This window comes from Pseudarthrobacter sp. 10T415 (assembly GCF_056394175.1).
Genome location: NZ_JBFTHJ010000045.1, coordinates 1 through 1,262, shown reverse-complemented (window position 1 = coordinate 1,262; position 1,262 = coordinate 1). Strand labels below are relative to the sequence as shown.

General features: G+C 67.9%; 1 protein-coding gene. It reads left to right on the top strand.

Translation table 11 applies throughout. The features are described from left to right. The coding region (locus AC1DBN_RS21345) for an L-serine ammonia-lyase (protein ID WP_477724181.1) at positions 1-1,262 on the top strand (1,262 nt) is incomplete at both ends.

Below are 1,262 nucleotides of genomic sequence, written 5' to 3'. Positions count from 1 at the left end.
GTGGGGCCGATGCGGGCTGCTGCGGTGTTTGCGGAGGAGTTGAGGGGTGCCGGGGTGTTGTCCCGGGTGGCTTCGTTGCGGGTGGATCTGTATGGGTCGTTGGCTGCGACGGGGCATGGGCACGGGACGATGACGGCCATCTTGCTGGGGTTGGAGGGGTTCCATCCTGATCTGATCCTGCCGGCTGAGGTGGAGGAGCGGCTGGCCGCGATCGCTGAGACCGGGACGCTGAACCTGGCCGGGGCCGGTAACGGGGAAGGCGTGCCGCTGCCGTACGGGGTGAAGGACATGGTGTTGCGGCCGTTGACGGTGTTGCCGCGGCACACGAACGGGATGACGTTCACCGTCTCGGACGGCACCGGTGCGGAACTTCACCGGGCGACGTTCTTCTCCGTGGGCGGCGGGTTCATTGTCCGTGAGGGCGAGGAGGACGCCGCGCAGCAGGAACTCGATGAGTCCAAGAAGGAGCTGCCGCTGCCGTTCCGGACCGCCGCGGAACTCCTGAAGCACTGCGTGGACACCGGGTTGGGGATCAGTGATGTGATGCTGGTCAACGAGAAGTCCTCCCGGACCGAGGAGGAGATCCGGGCGGGGCTGCTGCATATCTGGTCCGTGATGGAGGCGTGCGTCGCGACCTCGCTGAAGCGTGAGGGGGTGCTGCCGGGCGGGTTGAAGGTCCGCCGCCGCGCCCCGGACTGGTTCGACCGGTTGAAGAAGGAATGCGCCCGCCCGGGCGTGGACAGCCAGGACCTGGACTTTACGGACCAGGATTTCCATGACCCGAGGTACTGGCAGGAATGGGTGAACCTGGTGGCCTTGGCCGTGAACGAGGAGAACGCCTCCGGCGGGCGTGTGGTCACGGCCCCCACGAACGGGGCGGCCGGGATCATTCCCGCGGTCCTGTACTACGCGCTGCATTTCGCCCCGGGCATGGACCAGGCCACGCAGGAGGACCGCGACGGCGTGGTGGCCAGGTTCCTGCTCGCCGCCGGTGCCGTGGGGGTGCTCTACAAGGAACAGGCATCCATTTCCGGTGCCGAGGTGGGCTGCCAGGGCGAGGTCGGTTCGGCGTCSTCGATGGCGGCGGCGGGMCTKGCTGAGGTCATGGGCGGCACCCCGGCGCAGGTGGAGAACGCCGCGGAAATCGCGATGGAACACAACCTGGGCCTGACGTGTGATCCGATCGGCGGGCTGGTGCAGGTCCCGTGCATCGAGCGGAACGCGATCGCCGCGGCGAAGGCCATCAACGCGGCGAAGATGGC